Raw genomic sequence first — 19,830 nt, forward strand, 5'->3', positions numbered from 1 at the left:
GGGTCGCGCGAACGCGCGCCCGATGGCTACATCCAGGCGACAAGGCCTCAACCGTTCCTAAACGCGTAGGCGTAGCCGTTGAGCGCGGGCGCGCCGCCGAGATGGGCGTAAAGCACCTTGGACCCGGCCGGGAAGTGGCCTTTCTGTACCAGATCGATCATGCCCTGCATCGATTTCCCCTCATAGACGGGATCGGTGATCATGCCCTCGAGCCGGGCGCACAGCCTGATCGCCTCTTTGGTCTCTTCCGACGGTACGCCGTAGGCGGGATAGGCGTAGTCCTCGATCAGCACGACGTCGTCGGCCGTGATGTCGCGGCCGAGCTCGACGAGCTTTGCCGTGTCCTGCGCGATCGAGAGCACCTGCGCCTTGGTCTGCGCCGGCGTGAACGAGCCGTCGATGCCGATCACGTTGCGGGCGCGGCCGTCGGCGGCGAAGCCGACCAGCATGCCGGCATGGGTCGAGCCGGTCACGGTGCAGACCACGATGTAGTCGAACTTGACGCCGCTCTGCCGCTCCTGCGCGCGCACCTCCTCGGCAAAGCCGACATAGCCGAGCCCGCCGAATTTGTGCACGGAGGCACCGGCCGGGATCGCGTAGGGCTTGCCGCCCGAGGCCTTCACCTCCTCGATAGCCTGCTCCCAGCTCTTGCGGATGCCGATGTCGAAACCGTCGTCGACCAGGCGCACATCGGCGCCCATCACCCGCGACAGCAGGATGTTGCCGACGCGGTCATAGACCGCATCCTCATGCGGCACCCAGCTCTCCTGCACCAGCCGGCACTTCATGCCGATCTTGGCGGCGACGGCCGCGACCATGCGGGTGTGGTTCGACTGCACGCCGCCGATCGAGACCAGCGTGTCGGCGTTGGAGGCGATCGCATCGGGGATGATGTATTCGAGCTTGCGCAGCTTGTTGCCGCCATAGGCGAGACCGGAATTGCAGTCCTCGCGCTTGGCATAGAGCTCGACCTTGCCGCCGAGATGCTTGGAGAGCCGGTCGAGCTTCTCGATATGGGTCGGCCCGAAGGTCAGCGGATAGCGCGCGAATTTTTCCAGCATGCTGGCGTCCTCATTGGGGGTCTTGGAACGGCGGCAACACCTATCACCGGCCGTGCGAAAGGTGCTCTCTAACTCGAGCCAGAAATTTCCTTCAGATTGCGCACATATCTATTTGTGCTATCTTTTCTTTCACAAATCTGACAAATAGTGAGAGATTCTTCCATGGCCGCCTGGCTCGACCGCATCGACCTCAAGATGCTGAGATTGCTGCAGAAGAACGGCCGGCTCAGCAATGCCGAGCTGGCCGAGCAGGTCGGCGTCAGCCCCGCCACCTGCCATCGCCGGACGCAGGCGCTGTTCGACGAGGGTTTTGTGGCCGGCGTGCGCGCCGTGGTGGCGCCGCGCAAGGTCGGCATGGGCACGCTGGTGATGGTCGGCGTCGTGCTCGACCGCTCGACCCCGGAGAGCTTTGCAAGCTTCGAGCAGGCCGCCGCGAAGCTGAAATGCGTGCTCGACTGCCACCTCGTCGCCGGCGACTTCGACTATTTCCTGAAAATCCGCGCCGGCGACGTCGACGACTTCAAGCGCATCCACGGCGACCAACTGATCGCGCTGCCCGGCGTGCGACAGACCCGCACTTTCTTCGTGATGAAGGAGGTGGTGGACAACGCGGCGCTGGAGTTTTGACGAAGTGGCAAAGCGTCGCAGCAGCGAACCAGGCGGCGTCAACAAATTGCGAGCGCATTTCGCGTCTACACTTGATGCCCTAGACTTCGAGACGCCAACATTGCCCGCGGAGCCGTAAAGCCGGAATTCACGTCACATATCAGTTCACCTCACGCTCCGAGTGGCTCGCGCCGTTGGCGGCACGCCGACATCACGGGAGAACGTCATGACGATGAGACCCGATCCGACGTTTCACGCCTCGCCAAAGCTCGCCATGGAGGCTCCGCCGGAGAACTTCGCCTACACGCTGCTGCTCAGTCCCGACTTCTCGAAGCCCGACGCGCTCGCGGTGATCGACGTCAGACCGGCATCGAAGACCTACAGCCAGATCGTTCACACCGTGACGATGCCCAACAAGGGCGACGAATTTCATCACTTCGGCTGGAACGCCTGCTCATCGGCCTTGTACCCGCTCGCCGGTCACGCGTTTGTCGAGCGGCGCTATCTGATCATTCCCGGACTGCGGTCGTCGCGCATCTATGTGATCGACACCAAGCCTTCGCCGCTGGAGGCGAAGATCCACAAGATCATCGAGCCCGAGGAGGTGTTCGAGAAGACCGGCTACTCGCGGCCGCATACCACGCATTGCGGGCCTGGCGGCATCTATGTCTCGACGCTTGGCGGCGGCGGCAAGGATGGCACGCAAGGACCGCCCGGCATCTTCATCATGGACTGCGAGACCTTCGACATCCTCGGGCGCTGGGAGATCGATCGCGGCCCGCAGACCCTGCACTATGATTTCTGGTGGAATCTGCCGCGCGACTACATGGTCAGCAGCGAATGGGGGCTGCCGCCGCAATTCGAGAACGGCATCGTGCCGGAAGACCTGCTGTCGAACAAATATGGCCACCGGCTGCACTTCTGGGACCTGCGCGCGCGGCGCAACGTCCAAACCATCGACCTCGGCGCCAACCACCAGATGGCGCTCGAGGTCCGGCCCGCGCACGATCCGGTCCGCGAATACGGCTTTGTCGGCGTCGTCGTTGACACCACCAATCTCGAAGCTTCGATCTGGACCTGGTGGCGCGACGGCGGAAAATTCCACGTCGAGAAGACCGCGACGATTCCGCCCGAACCGGCGCCCAAGGAGAAGCTGCCGCCTCTGTTACAGGGGTTCGGCGCGGTGCCGCCGCTGGTGACCGACATCGATCTGTCGATGGACGACCGCTTTCTCTACGTCTCCTGCTGGGGCACCGGCGAAATGCGCCAGTACGACGTCACCGATCCCAGGAAGCCGAAGCTGGCTGGCTCGGTGCATGTCGGTGGCATCGCGCGCCGGACGCCGCACCCGAACGGCAAGCCGTTTGCCGGCGGACCGCAGATGGTCGAGATCAGCCGTGACGGCAAGCGCGTCTATTGGACCAACTCGCTCTATTCGACCTGGGACGACCAGTTCTATCCCGACGGCATGCCGGGCGCGGAAGTCATGGCCAATGTCGGCGCCAATGGCGGCATCGAGCTCGCGAAGGACTATTTCGTCAGCTTCCCCGAAGGCTATCGACCGCATCAAATCCGCCTCGAAGGCGGTGACTGCTCGACCGATTCGTTCTGCTATCCCTCGGTTTGAACTTGACCGAAGCAGGCGCGACCGCGGTCTGGTTGTGGCTCGCGATCGTCGCGAGCGGCCTCTATCACGGAATCAATCCCGGCATGGGTTGGCCGCTCGCGGTTTCCGCCGGCCTGATGGACAGATCGTCGCGCGGGCTCGCCGGCGCGCTGCTGCCGCTATCGGCTGGCCATCTGGCGGCAATGCTGCTGATGCTGCTGCCGTTTGCGCTCCTGATCGCGCTGGTGGCATGGCAGCGCCAGATCCAGGTCGCGGCGGCGCTCATCGTGATCGGCTTCGGCCTCGCACGCCTCGTGATCCGCCGTCATCCCCGGGCACTGGCACGGATACCGCCGACGCAACTGGCGCTGTGGTCGTTCGCGGTGGCGATCGCGCACGGCGCAGGCCTGATGCTGCTCCCGATCTATCTCGGGCTCTGCGCGAGCCCGGCTGCGCATGACGGCCACGGCGCGGCCGCAAATGTCGTCGGCCAGAATCTGGCAATGGCCCTGCTGGTGGCCTTGGTCCACACCGCCGCGACGCTGATTGCCGGCGGACTGCTGGCCTATCTGGTCTATCGCTACCTCGGCGTGCGGTTTATCGCACGGAGCTGGCTCAATCTGGAGAGCGTTTGGGCAGCCAGCCTGATCGTGGTCGGGGCCACGGCGCTCGCGATCAATCTGACGAGCCGGTGATCGCGGCGCGCGGCCGTTCTTGCGGCCGGCTGCGGATGCACTAGATAGCCTCGATGTCGCACCCCGCCCTGCAGGATTTCATCGCCGGCCACCAGCGCCTGTTCGTGCTGACCGGGGCCGGCTGCAGCACCAATTCCGGGATTCCCGACTATCGCGACAGCGACGGCAACTGGAAGCGGACGCGGCCGGTCACGATCCAGGCGTTCTTGGGCGAGGCCGCCACGCGGCAGCGCTACTGGGCGCGCAGCATGGTCGGCTGGCGGCGGTTCGGCCGCGCCGCGCCGAACGACGCGCATCGCGCGCTGGCGAAGCTCGAAGAACATGGCCGCTGCGAGCTGCTGCTGACGCAGAATGTCGATCGCCTGCACCAGGCCGCAGGCAGCCGGAAGGTGATCGACCTGCACGGACGGCTCGACGTGGTCCGCTGCCTCGGCTGCGGCGCGACGACGCCGCGCGAGGAATTTCAAAGCGAGCTGGCACGACGCAATCCCGCCTGGCTCGCGCTCGATGCGGCGGATGCGCCCGACGGCGATGCCGATCTCGATCATGATTTTTCATCGTTCGTGGTGCCGGCGTGCGAGGCCTGTGGCGGCGTGCTGAAGCCCGACGTGGTGTTCTTCGGCGAGAATGTACCACGCGATGTCGTCGCGTCGGCGCAAGAGCGCCTGGAGCGGGCCGATGCCATGCTGGTGGTCGGCTCTTCGCTGATGGTCTATTCCGGCTTTCGCTTCGTGCGGACGGCACAAGAGCGGGGCTTGCCGATCGCGGCGGTGAATCTCGGACGCACCCGGGCCGATGAGCTGCTCACGCTCAAGGTCGAGGACAGTTGCGAGACAGCGCTGGCGTTCCTGCTGTAGAGCCTCGTCATTCCGGGGGGCGCCTCTTGGCGCGAGCCCGGAAATGACGACTCACGCCCGCTGCCGCTGCGCCTTGGCTATCGGCAGATTGGCGTTCCAATGCTCCCAGCTGACGCTGGCGAGGCTGCCGCGATCGGTCGCCAGCGGGCGGCGGCTGCGGCGCTCATATTCGGCGATGCAGCGGCCGGATTCGCCGATCTTGCGCTGCAATTCGTCGATCGTCATCTGCGTCGCACGGCCGCAATTGGCCTTGCCGATCTGCTCGACCTCGAGCGCCTTCAACGCCGCGCGGAGCTTCTTGAGCTGCGCGCGCTGCCAGGCGATGTGACTGTTGCTGTCTGCTGTCATGTGGCCGCCACCATCATCGATCGTTGCACGCCGTTGGGTACCTCGATGTCGACCTCGAGCATCGAGACGAACTTGCCGCGGTCCATCCGGATCACGACCTTGTCGGGATCGACCTCGACATGCTTGGACACCACGGCAAGGATTTCGCCGCGCAGAATCTCCAGCAGATCGGACCCGCCGCCACCCCGGCCGCGTTCATGCGCGAGCAGGATCTGCAACCGCTCCCGTGCGACGGGCGCCGACGCGGCGCGGCCACCGAACAGCCGCATCACGTTCATCATGCCGCCCTCCGTCGCAGCAGCCGGTCCATCAGCCCCTTGCGCTCGACCGGCACCGTCATCTCGACCGGCTCGCCCATCAGGCGGCGCACGGCGTCGATATAGGCCCGCGCCGGCGCGCTGCCGGCATTGTTCAGCGTCACCGGGCAGCCGACATTGGAGGCGCGCAGCACGTCCTGGCTTTCCGGGACGATGCCGAGCAGCGGCGTCGCCAGGATCTCAAGAATATCGTCGATCGTCAGCATCTCGCCGCGGGCGGCGCGCGCGGCATCGTAGCGCGTGATCAGCAAATGCTTCTCGACTCGCTCGCCACGCTCGGCGCGTGCCGTCTTGGAATCGAGCATGCCGATGATGCGGTCGGAATCGCGCACCGACGAGACTTCCGGATTGGTGACGATGATGGCCTCGTCGGCATAGCGCATCGCGAGCGTCGCGCCGCGTTCGATGCCGGCCGGGCTGTCGCACAGGATCCAGTCGAATTTCGGCCGCAGATCCGAGATCACGCGCTTGATGCCTTCCTCGGTCAGCGCATCCTTGTCGCGGGTCTGCGAGGCCGGCAGCAGCCAGAGATTCTCCAGCCGCTTGTCGCGGATCAAGGCCTGCGGCAGCTTGGCCACCCCCTGCACCACGTTGATGAGGTCGAACACGACCCGCCGCTCGGCGCCCATCACGAGGTCGAGGTTGCGCAAGCCGACGTCGAAATCGATCACGACGACGTTCTGCCCCATCTGCGCTAGCGCCGCGCCGAGCGCGGCGGTCGACGTCGTCTTGCCGACGCCGCCTTTACCTGAGGTCACGACCAGGACCTTGGCCATTCTCTTCTCCTTGTGGTCGGTTCTCGTTTGAGCATGATCATTTCGGAAAACCGCTGCACACTTTTCCGGATCATGCCCTAGTTCAATGGTGTGATGCGCAGCATCTCGCCCTCGAGCCACGCCTGGGCGGCCCGGTTGCGCAAGCTTGCGTCGATGTCTTCCGCCGTCTGGTAGTAGCCGTCGATGGCGAGCAGCTCGGCCTCGATCTTCTGGCAGAAGATCCGCGCCGCCGCGTTGCCGTTGATGCCGGCCATCGCGCGGCCGCGCAGCGAGCCGTAGATATGGATCGAGCCGCCGGCGACGATTTCGGCACCGGAGCCGACCGAGCCGAGCACGGTGACGTCGCCCTCGGCGAACACGATCGACTGCCCGGAGCGGACCGGCTGCTCCAGCAGCAGCGAGGGTGATTTCGTCTTGGCCTGGACCGCCGAAGGCTTCGGCTCGGTCTGGGCGATGACGCAGGCGCGGCCGCCGGTCAGCAGCGGCGGCATGTTGGCACCGAGCCGCGCTTCATCGACGCCCTCGATGCCGAGGATGCGGATGTCGCGCTCACCGAGGCTGCCGACCAGATGCGTGATCGCGCTCTGGCTGAGATCGACCGCCGCAAGATCGAGCACCACCGGCTTGCCGGTGAAGAAGCCGGGCGACTTCGCCAAGGTCGCATCGATCTCGGCGAGCCAGTTGACGATCGGCACCACGGGCGAGAACACGAACGCAACATAGGAGCGGCCGCGCATGCGGACCTGTTGACGTGCGGCCTGTTGAGTTGCGTCCATCGCTCCTGACTCGGTTGTCTTGTCGAATGGTTAACAATCGGCCCGCATGGTTAACCGAAGGTTAACAGAGGCCGGGATGTTACGGATTTGAGTTGGGAGGCTGCTTGGCGGCAACGCACGCCGCTTTCAGCTCGCCTCGCCTCCGGGGGAGGGGTCGCACCACACCGGAGATGGGATGGCTGCGCTACCTGTTGCCGGCGCGAGGCTGCTGGGACAATTGCCGCAGGAAATCGTTGGTGTTCTTGGTCAGGCCGTTGCTCTGGACCTGATTGTCCGGCGAGTTCATCACCGGCGGGAGCGAGACGGTTGGCGAAGAAGAGGCCTGGGTCGCGCGCTGCTGCGGAAACCGCCAAGCGACGATGAGCCCGAGCACCACGACGGCGGCCACGGCAACGGTACCGACCGTGAGCGGATCCGGCCTGCGACGCTCGACCACCGTGTCCGGAAGCATGGGTGACGCACCGACTTCGGCCGGCGCTGGCACCGCCGCGACGTCGGGAGCGGCCTGCGCTACGACGGCAGCCGGTCTGCCTTTCACGCTGCCCGCGACGATCAGCAAGACGAGATTGACGCCGCTGCTGAACAAACCGACCGTCCTCAAGAGCGCCATGAACTGGGCGTCCGGAAGCTTGTTTGCGATCGCGTAAGGAACAAGCCCCAGCGGAATCACCACCGTCGTGGCAATCACGATCAACGCGGCGATCCAGCCCGGCCAGCCGATATCCTTGAACCGGCGCACCAGGATGAGCGCGTACCAGATGACGATGATGATGTCGGCGGTGCCTACCGCCGGAACTCCCGCCGCAGCGGCCAATGACGCCACCACATGCACGAGCACCAATGGGATCGCCCATTTCCAGAATGTCGTCCGGTCGACATTCTCAGGTAGCTTCATCGTTCACCCCTTGGAATTTCCGCGCGCGTCAATCCCTCGACAATTCCGGCGCTGCGACAATCGCCCACCATCGCAGCGTTTTGCGGTGATGCCGGTGATGATGACATGGCCGCACCGGGATGAGCAACCGTGCCGCGTGGCGATCACCGTGAGGCCGCGCGTCGATGCATCAAGCCGCGCGGGCGAGGCCGGCAACGGCGATCACCGACGCGATGCTGTCGCGCGCGTGATCAATGCGGCCGCGACGGCGTGCGCTCGGCTTGCGTGGAGGCATCGAACACCGCGCGGCACGACGGGCTCAGGCTGTCGACCTGCGCGGCCATGCAATCCCTGATCCGGTTGCGGTCCGGAATGTAGGCGCCGCACAGGCGCATCGCATCGCCCATGCAGGCTTGCCGCTGGACGGCCTCGCTCGGCCCGGACTGGGCAAACGCTGAAGTCATCGCGGGTGCGATGGTGGCGGCGATGACGACGAGGGCAAGACGACGTTTCATGGATCACTCTTTCACAGTCAGGTTGGTGTCTTGGGGGAGGTGCAGCAGGGTTGCGATCGCGGTGTCGATCAGGAGCGTCCACGACGCCTTCGGATCGATCTCGGGCGCGATCCGTGTCAGCAGCATCGGAAATGTCGGCGGCGGATTGAGCGCGGCATTGAGCAGCCCGAAGAACAGCGCCGGATGGCTGGCGCGAACGATGCCGGCGGCGATGCCGGCCTGCAGCAGTTCGCGCACCGATTCGTAGGCCGGACGCAGCAGCTTCTCGGTCACCTGCGCGGTCCGCTCCGGCGCCTCGGCGCCGTGCCGGACCGCGAAATTCTTGGCCTGCGGATAGGCGGCATAGAACGTCGCGACGCGGATGATGACGTCGCGCAGCCGATCGCCGAGCGGACGGCCAGCATCGTTTGCGACGTTCGCAATGTCGGCGATCGCAGGGGTCGCGCTCGCGATGATGCGGTCGAGACAGGCCTCCCAGAGCGCGGCCTTGTTGCCGAAATGGACGCGGACCAGGTTCGGGCTGACATTCGCCGCAGTGGCGATGCTGCGCAGGTCGGCGCCGTCGAAGCCGAGACCGGCAAAGGCCTCCGTCGCCGCGAGCAGCAACGCCTGGCGGCCATCGGGCATGTCCTTGCTTCGGCGCCCTCTTGGCCGGGTGATTTTGGTGGTGTCAGTCATCGCGCTCATAATATGTTCGATTGTACATATAAGCGCGCAATGCTCTGTCGCAAGAGGCGGAGCCTGGAGGCGGAATTCAGAAAAACTATTTTGAATCAATTACTTAAATTTAGCTATGACCGGTGGCGTGAGAATCGCCGCGATACCGCGGGGTGCCCAAAAGCAAAAAGCCGGCGTCGTCCGACGCCGGCTTGATGCAGTCGCGAGCTTTCAGTGAGGAGTGACTTAGCTCTTGATGTCAGCCGCCCAGGTCTTCTCGATCTGCTTCACGACGCTGTCGGGCATCGGGATGTAATCGAGTTCTTCGGCGCTCTTGCCGCCCTTCTCGAAGGCGAACTTGAAGAACTTGAGCGCTTCCTTCGCGGCCGCCTTGTCGGTCGCATCCTTGTGCAGCAGGATGAAGGTCGAGGCGACGATCGGCCAGGACTTGTCGCCGGGCTGGTCGGTCAGGATCAGGTAGTAGCCGGGCGCGTTGGTCCAGTCGGCATTGGAGGCCGCGGCCTGGAATGCGTCATTGGTCGGCTGCACGGTCTTGCCGGCCTTGTTGATCAGCGCCGTGTAGGTCAGCTTGTTCTGCTTGGCATAGGCATACTCGACATAGCCGATCGAGTTCTTGGCCTGCGCGATGTTGCCGGCAACGCCCTCGTTGCCCTTGGCGCCGACGCCGACCGGCCACTCGACCACGGTGCCGGAGCCGACTTTGCCCTTCCAGTCCGCGCTGACCTTGGAGAGATAGTCGGTGAAGTTGAAGGTCGTGCCCGAGCCGTCGGCGCGATGCACCACCGAGATCGCTTCCGACGGCAGCTTCGCCTTCGGGTTCAGCTTCTTGATCGCGGCGTCGTCCCACTTGGTGATCTTGCCCTGGAAGATATTAGCGAGCGTCTCGCCATCGAGCACAAGTTCGCCGGCCTTCACGCCCTCGAGGTTCACCACCGGCACGATCGCGCCCATGATCATCGGCCACTGCGAGAGGCCGTCCTTCTGCAGCTGATCCGACTTCAGCGGCGCGTCGGTCGCGCCGAAGGTCACGGTGTTGGCCTGGATCTGCTTGATGCCGGCGCCCGAGCCGATCGACTGGTAGTTCACCCCGCTGCCCGCGTCCTTCTTGTAGGCATCGGCCCACTTCGACAGGACGGGGAAGATAAAGGTCGAGCCGGCGCCGGTAATATCGGTCGCAAAGCTCGGCGAGGCCATGGCCACCAGGCCGGCGGCCACGATCGTCTTGACGAATTTCATGCTGATCTCCGTGGGAAACGCGAGAGGTTCGCGTGTTGGATGCGCTCGTACAGCAGCGGCACGTTGTTTCGAATGCCCATGACAAAGGGATGACGGAGGCGCTTGACCTTCGGCCTACTTCGAAAGTTCGAAGGCCCGCGAAAGCGTTGTTCGCCAACTCCTTGATGCCGATCGGACGGCTGCAACCAGGAATCAAAAATCCATCGACCGCGACGCAGACGGTATCCGCCGGCGCCGTGTCGGCACAGCCGGCTACCTTCCGCCTACTCGGCCTTGATGTTGGCGGACTTGACGATCGGCCACCATTTGTCGATCTCGGCGGTCTGATGGCTGCGCAGCGCGGCGGGGCCTTGCTTGTCCGGCGGCGGAATGTCCTGGCCGAGCTCGGCAAAGCGCGCGCGCACGGCGGGCTCGGCGAGCGCCGCCATCACCGCCTTCGACAGCACCGACACCATCTCCGGCGGCGTGCCCTTCGGCGCCCAGATGCCGTGCCAATAGGCGATGTAGAGCCCGGGTACGCCGGCCTCGTCGACGGTCGGAATCTCCGGCGCCGCGGCAAGCCGCGCGGGCGCGGTCACCGCGAAGGCTTTCACCGTGCCGCTCTTGACCTGCGGCAGTGAGTTGGAGGCCTGGTCGAACATGACGTCGATATGGCCGGCCATCAGATCGTTGAGCACGGGCCCGGCGCCGCGATACGGCACGAAGGAGAAGTTCGTCTGCGTCAACTGCTGGAAGAACACGCCGGCGACATGCGCGCCGGAGCCCGGCCCAGCGGTGCCCGAGGTCGCCTTGTCCGCATTGGCCTTGAGCCACGAGACCAGGTCCTTGAGATTCTGCGCCGGCAAATCCGGCCGTCCGATGATGAGTTGCGGGCCGCTCGCGATCAGCGCGATCGGCTCGAACTCGCGCACGTCGTATTGCAGCTGATAGATCGCGCCATTGAGACAATGCGTGCCCCAATGGCCGATCGTGATCGTCGAACCGTCCGGCGCCGCGCGCGCCGCCCGCAGGCCCGCCACCGTGCCGGAGGCGCCGGTGATATTCTCGATCACGACGGGATGCCCCAGCGAGTTGCGCATATATTCGGCGAGGATCCGCGCCAGCACGTCGGTCGGCCCGCCGGCGGCGAACGGCACGATCATGGTGACGGGACGCGCCAGCGTTTCCGCACGCGCGCCGAGCGAGGCCAACGGCAGCGCGGCGGCGCCGAGCGCGGCTTTCAGAAACGGTCGGCGAGAGATCTTTGGCAAGATGCGTTTCCTCGATTGCCCCGACGTCATTGGGTCGACGCCAAAGCGCGGCGCAACCTGATCGGGTCACGCCATCGCTAACACTATTCGTCGCCCGTGGCGACGCGGGGAGCAACTGCAATCAGAACGGCCGCACGATGCCGACGCGCGGGATCAGCGTGTTGACCCAGCCGAAGATCATGGTCTTCCGATCGAGACTCGGGATCGGCGAAACGTCTCGCGCCGCCGGCAGCATCTTCACGGCGTGCAGCAGCAGGAACATGCAGACCGCCCAGTTCGAGATCCAGCGCGAATAGTCGAACACCATGGCGAACATCACGAGATAGCCGAGGCTGACGCCGATCAGCGCCACCACGACGAGGCGCCTCTGGATCGGCGCGGCAAGCGAGCGGATCAGGTCCGCGAAATAGCGCCAGAGCGGCGCATGCAGCCAGATCAGCAGCGCGAAGACGGGGATGCCGAGGATATTGTGCGGCATCATCTCCCAGGTGTCGGCAATCTCCTTCGACAACGGCTGGTACCAGATGTAGCTGAACTGCAGCAGGCTGGTGCGGGAGGGATCGGCCATCCGCCCCTGCAAATAGCGCACGAAGTCGGCCTCCGGCAGCGGCATCGTGCCCCAGAACTGCGCGGCGAAGAACAGTGCGCTGACGGATGCGAGCGCCAGCAGCCCGATCGCGACATTGGTTCGGCTGAGCCCGCACAGCAGATAGTGCCTGATGACGACGATGACGATGATGGTCGGCACATACATCAGCAAATGGATGTGGTGGATCAGCACGAGGACGATCGAGAACAGCGCGGCGATCGCGATGTAGAAGACCGAGCGCGCCGGAATCAGCAGCAGCACCAGCGCCAGCGCGCAGCCATAGATGTCGAAATGGCCGAGCGAATGCATGAAGTTCTTCAGGAAGAACGGCGAGCCCGCCATGAAGACGAACAGCGGCAAATTTCGGTCCTGGAATCCGAACGTCTTGCGGAACAGCCAAACGAACAGCGCGAGCGTGACCAGCCAGGCCGCGCCGCCGATCGCGAACACCAGCCACACCGGCACCTTCGCCACGAACAGCGAGACGATCGCGCCGATCAAGGCGCGCTTGATGAAGCCGAAGCGGTAATCGACCAGCAGGTGGATATAGGGAACGTAGGGCGGCAGCAGAATTTTATGGATAAAGACCCCGACGATGACAGCCGCGTTGATCGCCAGCAGCAGCGGCCACGGGTTCTTCTGCCAGATGCTACTGCGCGCGGTATCGCCCGCAGGCACGTCGATTCGTTGTCGCGTCGAGACGGGCATGCTGCGGTTTCGGCAGGGGTCATCGATGCCGCGTCACGGCCCGCGGCGACATCCGCCGCAAGCCGCGCGCGGCGATCAGAAGCCCACGTGCTCGTTCATATAGAACGTGTTGAGGATGGAAATCCGGTAGCGGTCGGTCTGGATCGGCGGACGGCCGTGCCAGCTCATGTTCTTCAGCGTGTGATACGCCTTCAGCACCACGAACGCGTAGCCGAGATTGGGCAGGAACGGGATCGTCTTCACCGGCTCCAGGCAGTAGGAGCCCACATGAAACAGGCCCTTCAGCGACGCCTGATAGAGCGTGGTGCCGAGCGCTTCCTGGCTGTCGTCGGACGGGCAATAGAGCTGCATCGTCACGACCTTCTTGCGGGTGTCGGGATGCGGCTTGATCCGGTAGCCATCGGCGTCGCGGTAGAGCACGGGCTTGGCGACCAGCGTGAGTGCCTCGGCGTTGGCGAGCTTGTCGCCCTTGGCGCGAATCTCGAGGCCGTCATGCAATCGCCTCCGGATCGCGTCCTCGACTGCCTTGGAGGTGAGCATGGCCGAGGCGGCAGCCCAGAGTGGCTGGAACTCGGCATCGACGTGATTGATATGATCCCCGTAGAGGCGTAGCGCCATGCGGGACCCGGTGCCCGTGATCGGATCATATCCCTTGGTGGGGACGCTCTTGATCAGATCGCGATAAAAGCTGTCGGGGAAGATATTCCTAAAGACGATATGCGGGAATGGCGCAGCCGAATGCTCCGCGGCCTCGATGCTCGCGACCGCATGCGCGATCAACTCTTCAGCCAGACCGGACGGCCTGACTTCAATTTCTGCAACGGCAGCCATTCCAGCTCTCCGGTCAACTTTTGCTTGAATTCACCATACCGCAAGCGGTCCCGGGCTGGCAATTCGGCCCGGCCGGCACATACAAAGACGTGAGATTCCATGATATTGGCGGCAGCGCGCCGACAATCTTGCTTGCCTCGTGCCAGGCCATCAAAGATGAAGGAACCGACGAGGAGAGTAGACGTGCCAGCTCGCACCGCCCAGCCCGAATCAAGATCCGCGCGCCATGGGAAAGAGAAGCCGACGATCGAGGTCGCGGGCGCCGACGTCGGTCTGGACGGCCTCGCCGGCCATGTCGGATACGCGGTGCGGCGCTTCCAGCTCTGGATCTTCCAGGACTTCATCAAGACGCTGGCCGCGGTCGACGTTACGCCGACACAGTATTCCGTCATGACGGTGATCGCGGCCAATCCGGGCCTGACCCAGATGGCGGTCGCCAAGCGCCTCGGCATCGAGCGCGCGCGGCTCGTGCATCTGCTCGACGCGCTCGAGCAGCGCGACCTGGTGAAGCGCGCGGCGTCGAAGACCGATCGGCGGAGCCATTCGCTTCACCTTACCGGCGCGGGCGAGGCGTCATTGCGTCAATTCAAGCAGCTCGCCGCCGAGCACGAACGGCACGTCATCGACAAGATCGGCAAGGACAATCGCGAGCGGCTGCTCGAGATCCTCGCGCAGTTCCGATAGCTATGCTGCGAGCGCCTGCTGAAGCGCGACCGCCTGGTCGCGGCTCTGGAACGCGATCGCGGTGTGGCTGTAGTCGGCGTCGGTTTGCGAGCGGGCGATATAATTGAGGATCTCGCTGCCCTTGATCACATGGAGATCGGGCCCGCCCTGCGCCGGGAAGATACCCAGCACGACGTCGTAGGCTTCAACGACTGCTTTCAGCGCGCTCGCCTTGTCATCGGAGGCTTCAATGAAGATGCGCACATCCGCGGCGAGATCCCGCAGCTCGTCAAAATCGATCACTTGTTAACTCCCACGCAACTCACTGATCGACCCTAGCGCCAACGTGCTTACTGAAACATAAAGGAACTCACGGTCTTGCCGGGGAATGTTTCACGAGCCCGTGCGGTGATGCGAAAGCGTGACGGCCACGCCACGTTCGAACGATCAGGAAATCGAAACGATTTCCAGCTCCTGATTTCCAGAGCCTGCGACATCACCCGACGCCTTACCCATCAACGCCTTCGCGACCGGCGAGACGTAGGAGATCGAGCCAGCCTTCGGGTCGGCCTCGTCCTCTCCGACGATGCGATAGGTCTGCACCCGGCCATCGGAGCGGCTGAACGTCACCGTGCTGCCGAAGACGACGGTCTCCGATGAAGCGGGCTCAGGCATGACCTGCGCCGTGCGAAGCCGCTCCGCGAGGTATCGCGCGTCGCGCAGCGGAACGGCGGACTGGCGTCGCCGTTCGTTGACGTCCTCTAGCCGCTGCACGATCTCGCAGGCTTCGCGCGCTTCCTTGAGCTGAAGCTCCAGGGCTTTCAGCCCGGCTGCGGTCACCAGATTGGGATGGGGCGAGATCGGCCGATCCGGCAACAGCGTCTCGGACGCGGTCTCGGCGCTTTCTTCCTTGGTGAACGCGACGCTCAATCTTGATCCCTTCCCTTCGGGCGCTATTCAGGCTTCGGGTGCACGCTTGTGCCACCGAAGCGGCGCTTGGCGCCTTCCCGCCAGCGCTGGAACGTGACGTAGAGCATCGGCACGAGGAAGATGCCGATCGAGCTCGCCGTCAGCATGCCGCCGAACACCGCGGTGCCGACGGCGCGGCGGCTGATCTCGGCGGCGCCGGTCGCGACCACCAGCGGAAACAGGCCGAGGATGAACGCGATCGAGGTCATCATCACGGCGCGGAAGCGCATCTGCGCGCCGAGCAGCGCCGCATCCGCGATATCCATGCCCGCCTCGCGCTGCTCCTTGGCGAACTCGACGATCAGGATGCCGTTCTTGGCGGCGAGCGCGATCAGCACCACGAGGCCGATCTGGCCGTAGAGGTCGACATTCAGCCCGGCCACCTTGATCGCGAGGTAGGAGCCGAACACGCCGACCGTGATCGACAGCAGCACCGGGATCGGGATCGTCCAGCTCTCATACAGCGCCACCAGGAACAGGTAGGCGAACAGCACCGCGAGCGCGAGGATGATGCCGGTCTGGCCGGAGGCGGCCTGCTCCTGATAGGCGGTGCCGGTCCATTCGTAGGAATAGCCGGCCGGCAGCGTCGTCTTGGAGAGGTCGGCCATCGCTGAGATCGCGGTGCCCGACGACACGCCGGCCGCCGGGCCGCCGTTCACGGTGACCGAGCGATAATTGTTGTAGCGGGTGATCACCTGCGGGCCGGTGACGATCCGCAAGGATGCGATCGAACGGATCGGCACCATCTGGCCGCCGCTGTTGCGCACATAGATCTGCCAGATCGCGGGGATGTCGCCGCGGTCCGCCGCCTCGCCCTGCACGTTGACCTGCCAGGTGCGGCCAAACAGGTTGAAGTTGTTGACGTAGATGCCGCCGAGCGTGGCTTGCAGCGCGGTGAAGACGTCGGCCATGTTGAGGCCGAGCGCCTGCGCCTTGGCGCGGTCGATATCGAGATAAACCGACGGATTGGTCGCGGTGAAGGTCGAGAACACCCGGGTCAGGCTTGGATTGCGGTTGGCGGCGCCGATCAGCCCACCCATCACGCTGCCGAGCGCGGCCGGATCCTGCCCTTCCAGCGCCTCGAGCTGATACTCGAAGCCGCCGGAGGTCGACAGGCCGATGATCGGCGGCAGGTTGAACGGCAGCACCGAGGCCTGACGGATCTGCGATCCCCCGATGAAGGTCTGCCGGATCGCGGCCTGCACCGAATCCGTCACCGCCTTGCGGTCGGCGAACGCCTTCATGCGGGCGACCATGAACGCCGAATTGGGTTCGCTCGCACCGTCGAGCAGCGAGAAGCCGACGATCGAGAGCACGTGGTCGACCGATGCATTCTTCTTCAGCAGCGCCTCGACCTGCTTGGTGACCTCGCTGGTGCGCGCGACCGAGGCGCCGTCAGGCAATTGCACCGCGATGAAGAATGCGCCCTGGTCCTCCTCGGGCAGGAATCCGGTCGGCGTGATCCTCGACACCCCGAACACCGCGCCGGCGAACACCAGGACGGCAACCACCGACAGCACCGCCACGCGCAACAGCCGCCGCACCATGCTGGCGTAGCGGTCGCGCACCCAGTCGATGCCGCCGAGCACCCGGCCCATGATGCCGCGGCGCGGACCGCCATGGCGCAGGAACACGGCGCAGAGCGCCGGTGACAATGTCAGCGCGTTCAGCGCCGAGATCACCATCGCCGCGCTGATCGTCACCGCGAACTGGCGGAACAGGGTGCCGGAGATGCCGGGAATGAAGGCGATCGGCACGAACACCGAGAGCAGCACCAGCGAGATCGCGATGATCGGCGCGGTGATCTGCGCCATCGCCTTCTTGGTGGCGTCGGCCGGCGACAGCTCCGGCTCCTCCTCCATGACGCGTTCGACGTTCTCGACCACGACGATGGCGTCGTCGACCACGATACCGATCGCGAGCACCATCGCCAGCAGCGACACCGTGTTGGCGGAGTAGCCGAGCGCCAGCAGCACCGCGAAGGCGCCGATCAGGCTGACCGGGACCGCGACCGCCGGGATCACCGTGGCGCGCAGATTGCCGAGGAACAGGAACACCACGATCACGACCAGCACGAAGGCTTCGCCGAGCGTCTTCATCACCTCCTTGATGGTATCGGTGACGAAGGTCGTGGAATCGTACTGGACGAGATAGGTCAGGCCCGGCGGAAACCGATCCGACAGTCTGGCAAGCGTGCTCTGGACCGCCTTGGCGGTGGTCACGGCATTGGCGCCGGGCGCCAGATAGATGCCGATCGGCACGCCGGGATTGCCGTCGATCCGCGACTCCGAATCCATGTTCTGCGCGCCGATCTCGACGCGGGCGACGTCCTTGATCCGCAGCACCGAGCCGTCCGGATTGGCGCGCAGCACGATGTTGCCGAACTGGGTCGACGTGGTCAGGCGGCCCTGGGTCTGCACGTTGAACTGGAACTGCTGCTCGTCGCTGATCGGCCGCGCGCCGATGCGGCCGACCGGCGCCTGCACGCTTTGCGCGCGGATCGCCGCCACCACGTCCGACGGCGCCAGATTGAGGCTGGTCAGCCGCTGGGTGTCGAACCAGATCCGCATCGAATAATTCAGCTTGGCGAACAGCGATGCCTGTCCGACGCCGGGCGTGCGGGAAATCGCGTCCAGCACGTTGATGATGGCGTAGTTGGTGATGAACAGCGGATCCTGCTGGCCGTTGTTGCTGTAGAGCACGATGAACTGCAGCACGGCCGAGGATTTCTTCTGCACGGTCAGGCCCTGCGCCTGCACCTCGGTCGGCAATTGCGCCAGCGCGCTCTGCACGCGGTTGTTGACGTTGACCGTGTTGATGTCGGGATCGGTGCCGAGCGCGAACGAGACCGTCAGCGTGTAGCTGCCGTCATTGCCGCTGGTCGACTTCATGTAGAGCATCTTGTCGACGCCGACGACCTGCGCCTCGAGCGGCTGCGCGACGCTCGATTCCACCACGTCGGCGGAGGCACCGGGGAAGACCGCCGAGACCGTGACCTGCGGCGGCACGATGTCGGGGAACTGGGCGACCGGAATCTGCAGCAGCGCCAGCGCGCCCGCGATCGTGATCACGAACGCAATGACGATCGCAAGCCGGGGACGATCGACGAAAACCGCTGAGATCATGGGTTGGCGCCCGCAGCTTTCGGGGTGCTCGCGGCAGGATCCGCCGAGGCCTTCATGCTCGACTGGATCAGCGCGCTGGCCGGTCCCGGCGCCACCGCCTCACCCGGGCGCACCTTCTGCAACCCCTCGACGATCACCTTGTCGCCGAGCGCGATGCCGCTCGTCACCGACGCAATCGTGGACGTCGATTGCCCGAGCTTGATCCGCCGCTGCTCGGCCTTGTTGTCGCTGCCTACGACATAGACATATTCGCCCTGCTGATCCGACAGCACGGCGGCGCGCGGGATCGCCAGCACCTCGACCGGCTGCACGCCTTCCAGCAGGACGGTCACGAACTCGTTGTCGGTCAGCTCACGCACCGCGCCGCCGGTCTCGGCGGAATTGTAGATTGTCGGGTTGGGAATGGTGCCGCGCAACGTGATCGTGTCGGTGTTCTGCGCGATCGTGTTGTTGACGAAGTTCAGCTCGCCGACCTTGTCGTAGGTCCGGCCGTCCGGCAGCCGAATCCGGATCACCACCGCCTTGAAGCCGCCGCGTGTCGCGTAGCGCTCGCGCAGTCCCAGCGATTCGCGCACCGATACCGGGAAGGTGACGTACATCGGATCCTGGCTGACAATCGTCGTCAGGGTTCCCGAACTCGGCGTTACCACGTTGCCCTCGGTGACGGCGGTGCGCCCGATCTTGCCGTCGATCGGCGAATGGATCTGGGTATAGTCGAGATTGATCTGGGACAGGTCGACCTGTGCCTGCGCCGCCTGGACCTGCGCTTCCAGGCTCTGCTGGTTGGCGTTCGCAGCGTCGACGCTGGATTGCTGGCCAGCCGGTCCACTGAGCAGGGCCTTGGCGCGATCCGCGGTCAACTTGGCGTTGACCAGGGTCGCCTGCAATTGCGCGACCTGCGCCTTCTTCGATGCAAGGTCGGCCTCGAACGGCCCACGCTCGAGCTGATACAAGAGGTCACCGGACTTGACCTCCGCGCCCTCGACGAAGTTCCGCTTTTCCAGGAAGGCCGTGACGCGCGCCACCACATTGACGCGGTTGACCGCCTCGATGCGTCCCAGGAACTCGTTGGACTCGGTGATCGGCCGCTTGACGGTTTCCATCACGCCGACGGCGGGAGGTCCCGCCGGCCCGGCCTGCGCATGGGCGGCCGACATCCCTGCGAACGCCAATCCTGCCGATACGAGAAAGCTTGCTACAAGACTTGCCGTTCGACCAAGCATGCCTTCCGTACCATTCATGTTGGCCAACCCTTCGCGCATGTCAGGAGAAGCAAGCTGCACTGCGGCGGATCATAGCGCCACCCCTCAGGCACAGACAATCCTACCCGGATGCCTAGTTCCACGTCGG

21 protein-coding genes are annotated in these 19,830 nt (G+C 64.8%); 5 read left to right on the forward strand and 16 right to left on the reverse strand.

Annotated elements, in window-relative coordinates; translation table 11 throughout:
- Positions 1-47 precede the first annotated feature (47 nt).
- Entirely contained in the window at positions 48-1,061 is a 1,014-nt protein-coding gene (locus IC762_RS34890) for a 1-aminocyclopropane-1-carboxylate deaminase (RefSeq protein WP_195786588.1), read from the reverse strand.
- Positions 1,062-1,223: 162 nt separating this feature from the next.
- Between IC762_RS34890 and IC762_RS34895 the strand changes: the two genes are divergently transcribed.
- The 4 genes from IC762_RS34895 to IC762_RS34910 all read left to right on the forward strand — a co-directional run bounded on the left by IC762_RS34895 (position 1,224) and on the right by IC762_RS34910 (position 4,825).
- Positions 1,224-1,688, forward strand: coding sequence for an Lrp/AsnC family transcriptional regulator (locus IC762_RS34895; protein ID WP_195786589.1), 465 nt, complete (start codon positions 1,224-1,226; stop codon positions 1,686-1,688).
- A 205-nt stretch (positions 1,689-1,893) separates the two neighbouring features.
- Positions 1,894-3,294, forward strand: a complete 1,401-nt coding sequence (locus tag IC762_RS34900; protein WP_195786590.1) for a selenium-binding protein SBP56-related protein — start codon at positions 1,894-1,896, stop codon at positions 3,292-3,294.
- 2 nt (positions 3,295-3,296) lie between these two features.
- The gene (locus tag IC762_RS34905; protein ID WP_195786591.1) at positions 3,297-3,968 is read left to right on the forward strand and encodes a hypothetical protein; all 672 of its coding nucleotides are present in this window, start codon (positions 3,297-3,299) and stop codon (positions 3,966-3,968) included.
- 53 nt (positions 3,969-4,021) lie between these two features.
- Positions 4,022-4,825 (forward strand): NAD-dependent protein deacetylase, encoded by an 804-nt coding sequence (locus IC762_RS34910; RefSeq protein ID WP_195786592.1) that lies wholly within the window; start codon positions 4,022-4,024, stop codon positions 4,823-4,825.
- Positions 4,826-4,876: 51 nt separating this feature from the next.
- On the opposite strand, the gene IC762_RS34915 is transcribed toward IC762_RS34910, so the two are convergent.
- The 11 genes from IC762_RS34915 to IC762_RS34965 form a co-directional block, all read right to left on the reverse strand.
- Complete coding sequence (locus IC762_RS34915; RefSeq protein WP_195786593.1) at positions 4,877-5,173, reverse strand: hypothetical protein; 297 nt, start codon at positions 5,171-5,173, stop codon at positions 4,877-4,879.
- On the reverse strand, positions 5,170-5,451 hold the full coding sequence (gene minE / locus IC762_RS34920; protein ID WP_195790425.1) for a cell division topological specificity factor MinE: 282 nt from the start codon (positions 5,449-5,451) through the stop codon (positions 5,170-5,172). Before minE ends, IC762_RS34915 begins: the two co-directional genes overlap by 4 nt.
- Complete coding sequence (gene minD / locus IC762_RS34925; protein ID WP_195786594.1) at positions 5,451-6,266, reverse strand: septum site-determining protein MinD; 816 nt, start codon at positions 6,264-6,266, stop codon at positions 5,451-5,453. Before minD ends, minE begins: the two co-directional genes overlap by 1 nt.
- 77 nt (positions 6,267-6,343) lie before the next feature.
- On the reverse strand, positions 6,344-7,042 hold the full coding sequence (minC, locus tag IC762_RS34930) for a septum site-determining protein MinC (RefSeq protein WP_195786595.1): 699 nt from the start codon (positions 7,040-7,042) through the stop codon (positions 6,344-6,346).
- Between the two features lie 184 nt (positions 7,043-7,226).
- Complete coding sequence (locus IC762_RS34935; RefSeq protein WP_195786596.1) at positions 7,227-7,880, reverse strand: hypothetical protein; 654 nt, start codon at positions 7,878-7,880, stop codon at positions 7,227-7,229.
- 287 nt (positions 7,881-8,167) lie between these two features.
- Positions 8,168-8,431 (reverse strand): hypothetical protein, encoded by a 264-nt coding sequence (locus IC762_RS34940; RefSeq protein ID WP_195786597.1) that lies wholly within the window; start codon positions 8,429-8,431, stop codon positions 8,168-8,170.
- A gap of 3 nt (positions 8,432-8,434) precedes the next feature.
- A complete protein-coding gene (locus IC762_RS34945; protein WP_246801372.1) occupies positions 8,435-9,058 on the reverse strand; it encodes a TetR/AcrR family transcriptional regulator in 624 nt (207 codons plus the stop codon).
- Between the two features lie 276 nt (positions 9,059-9,334).
- Positions 9,335-10,345, reverse strand: coding sequence for a phosphate ABC transporter substrate-binding protein PstS (gene pstS / locus IC762_RS34950; RefSeq protein ID WP_195786599.1), 1,011 nt, complete (start codon positions 10,343-10,345; stop codon positions 9,335-9,337).
- A gap of 263 nt (positions 10,346-10,608) precedes the next feature.
- Complete coding sequence (locus tag IC762_RS34955) at positions 10,609-11,541, reverse strand: tripartite tricarboxylate transporter substrate-binding protein (RefSeq protein WP_246801742.1); 933 nt, start codon at positions 11,539-11,541, stop codon at positions 10,609-10,611.
- A gap of 175 nt (positions 11,542-11,716) precedes the next feature.
- Positions 11,717-12,862, reverse strand: coding sequence for a hypothetical protein (locus IC762_RS34960; protein ID WP_246801373.1), 1,146 nt, complete (start codon positions 12,860-12,862; stop codon positions 11,717-11,719).
- A gap of 105 nt (positions 12,863-12,967) precedes the next feature.
- Entirely contained in the window at positions 12,968-13,723 is a 756-nt protein-coding gene (locus IC762_RS34965; RefSeq protein ID WP_195786601.1) for a hypothetical protein, read from the reverse strand.
- 183 nt (positions 13,724-13,906) lie between these two features.
- Here IC762_RS34965 and IC762_RS34970 point away from each other — a divergent pair, with 183 nt between their 5' ends.
- Complete coding sequence (locus IC762_RS34970; protein WP_246801374.1) at positions 13,907-14,407, forward strand: MarR family winged helix-turn-helix transcriptional regulator; 501 nt, start codon at positions 13,907-13,909, stop codon at positions 14,405-14,407.
- Here IC762_RS34970 and IC762_RS34975 read toward each other — a convergent pair whose 3' ends face one another.
- From IC762_RS34975 to IC762_RS34990, 4 genes are all read right to left on the reverse strand, one after another.
- On the reverse strand, positions 14,408-14,689 hold the full coding sequence (locus IC762_RS34975; protein ID WP_195786603.1) for a hypothetical protein: 282 nt from the start codon (positions 14,687-14,689) through the stop codon (positions 14,408-14,410).
- A gap of 144 nt (positions 14,690-14,833) precedes the next feature.
- On the reverse strand, positions 14,834-15,316 hold the full coding sequence (greA, locus tag IC762_RS34980) for a transcription elongation factor GreA (protein ID WP_195786604.1): 483 nt from the start codon (positions 15,314-15,316) through the stop codon (positions 14,834-14,836).
- A gap of 23 nt (positions 15,317-15,339) precedes the next feature.
- Positions 15,340-18,480, reverse strand: a complete 3,141-nt coding sequence (locus IC762_RS34985; RefSeq protein WP_195786605.1) for an efflux RND transporter permease subunit — start codon at positions 18,478-18,480, stop codon at positions 15,340-15,342.
- Positions 18,477-19,637 (reverse strand): efflux RND transporter periplasmic adaptor subunit, encoded by a 1,161-nt coding sequence (locus IC762_RS34990; RefSeq protein ID WP_246801375.1) that lies wholly within the window; start codon positions 19,635-19,637, stop codon positions 18,477-18,479. The genes IC762_RS34985 and IC762_RS34990 overlap by 4 nt, the downstream gene beginning before the upstream one ends.
- Positions 19,638-19,830 lie beyond the last annotated feature (193 nt).

This window comes from Bradyrhizobium genosp. L (assembly GCF_015624485.1).
Lineage (GTDB): Bacteria > Pseudomonadota > Alphaproteobacteria > Rhizobiales > Xanthobacteraceae > Bradyrhizobium.